This window comes from bacterium, from assembly GCA_026398675.1.
GTDB lineage: Bacteria > RBG-13-66-14 > RBG-13-66-14 > RBG-13-66-14 > RBG-13-66-14 > RBG-13-66-14.
The window spans coordinates 1-1704 of the sequence record JAPLSK010000031.1 but is presented as its reverse complement, the minus strand read 5'-3'; the positions used below and the strand labels follow the sequence as shown (position 1 = coordinate 1704).

Genomic DNA, 1704 nt, shown 5'->3' with positions numbered 1-1704 from the left:
GACCTTAACCTTCGGTTCGTCCCCGTCACTATCATTGTAACACTATCATTGTAGCACGGCGGGGAAATAAAAAAAAGAGGCCGACGACAGGTCGGCTAATCGGGGGAGGGCGGCCCTTGAACCCCTGGTTTTCCTAACCCTCCGCTTTTACGCGGGTCGGGCCGCCCACCCTTCTCGCCGTTAAAGATAGCCAAAACTTCCCCGCCGTCAAGGCCCGACCGAAAAAAAAGGGCCTGTTTTCCGAGGCGCGGGTATCCGACCAATCCGGTCCGCACTCCGGAGCTTTGCCGGGAGGCACCATAACCCTTGCCACAGACGGGGCGGTTTTGTATCCTCTTACTGCCTTAAACTAGGGCGCCGCCCGGACCGGAACGAGCGCCGCCGGACGGGGGGGCCGGAGGTTCCGGAAACCCGGTCGGCGGTGACTGTTCCGGCACCGCAATCCGGCGAAAGGAGTCAATCTTGGGCAAGCACGACATCTGCCACGTCGAGTTCGATTCCACCAACCTCGAACGGACGCGGCGGTTCCTCGGCGGCCTTTTTGTGGACTGGAAGTTCGATGGGTGGGGCGAAGACTACCTGCTGTTCTCGACCCCCGGCGGCCCCGGCGGCGGCATCAATCGGGTGGACAAGGTGCAGGGCGGCTCCGGCACCCTGGTCCACGTGCAGGTGGACGAGATAGAGCCCTACCTGGCGCGGGTCGAGGGTCTGGGCGGGCGCATCCACACCCCGAAGACCGAGATTCCCGAGGTCGGCTGGTTCGCCATCCTCACGGACCCCGACGGGAACCTCCTCGGCCTCTACCAGGACAAGCCGAAGGGCTAGAAAGCTTTCGGGGACCGGGCCGCGGCGTCCGGTCCCTTCTTTACTAGGAGGGGCATGGCCAAGCACGACCTCTACCACTTCGAGTGGGGCTGCACCGACATCGAGGCGACCCGGAAGTTCTTCGAGGGCCTCTTCGGTTGGAAGTTCACCCCCTGGGCCGACAACTACATCCTGTTCCGCACGCCCTCGGGCCTCTCCGGCGCCCTGGCCCTGGTGGACGATCTGGAGCCGAGCGTCCGGCCGCTTCTTTATTTCCAGGTCGCCCGGCTGGAGCCCTACATGAAAAAGGCCAAGGAGCTCGGCGGCGACGTGGTCTCCGACATCCAGGAGGCGCCCGAGCTAGGGCATTTCGCCATCCTCGCCGACCCCGACGGCTCCTTTTTCGGCGTGTTCAAGCCGCTCAAGGAGGGCAAGTGACGGACGAGCGCGATTTCAACCTGCACTGCGTCTGCTCCCACGAGGAAGCCCGGCGGATTATCGAGGCCCAGAGCGGCTTCCGGCTCACCAACTGCGGCTGCCGCGAAGAGGTGGGCGGCTGCGAACGGTCGCGCACCGACGTCTGCCTGATGTTCCCCGGGGCGAAGGAGACGAGCGACAACGGGGCTCCTTGGGCCATCAGCCGCGAGGAGGCCCTGGCCATCCTGCGCGAGGCCGAGCAGAAGCGCCTGGTCGCCCGACCCTGGCGGGAGGTGACCCCGGACCGCGCCGACGGCATCTGCTTCTGCTGCGACTGTTGCTGCGGCTACTTCCGGGAGCCCGGCCACTGGCAGTGCGACAAGGGGGCGATGGTCGAGCGGACGGACCGCGAGGTCTGCACCGACTGCGGCACCTGCGTGGAGGTCTGCTACTTCGGCGCCCGCACTCTTGTGGAAAAGGCGG

3 protein-coding genes are annotated in these 1704 nt (G+C 65.4%); all 3 read left to right on the top strand.

What is annotated here, in order from left to right:
• The first annotated feature begins 462 nt into the window (after positions 1–462).
• The gene (locus NTW26_00410; GenBank protein MCX7020736.1) at positions 463–825 is read left to right on the top strand and encodes a VOC family protein; all 363 of its coding nucleotides are present in this window, start codon (positions 463–465) and stop codon (positions 823–825) included.
• Positions 826–879: 54 nt separating this feature from the next.
• On the top strand, positions 880–1242 hold the full coding sequence (locus NTW26_00405; protein MCX7020735.1) for a VOC family protein: 363 nt from the start codon (positions 880–882) through the stop codon (positions 1240–1242).
• A partial coding sequence (locus tag NTW26_00400; protein ID MCX7020734.1) for a 4Fe-4S binding protein occupies positions 1239–1704 on the top strand: 466 nt, incomplete at its 3' end. The genes NTW26_00405 and NTW26_00400, both read left to right, overlap by 4 nt.

Excerpts from the sequence above, each read along its gene's own strand:
- NTW26_00405 (MCX7020735.1), top strand. The coding sequence starts at position 880 with ATGGCCAAGCACGACCTCTACCACTTCGAGTGGGGCTGCACCGACATC.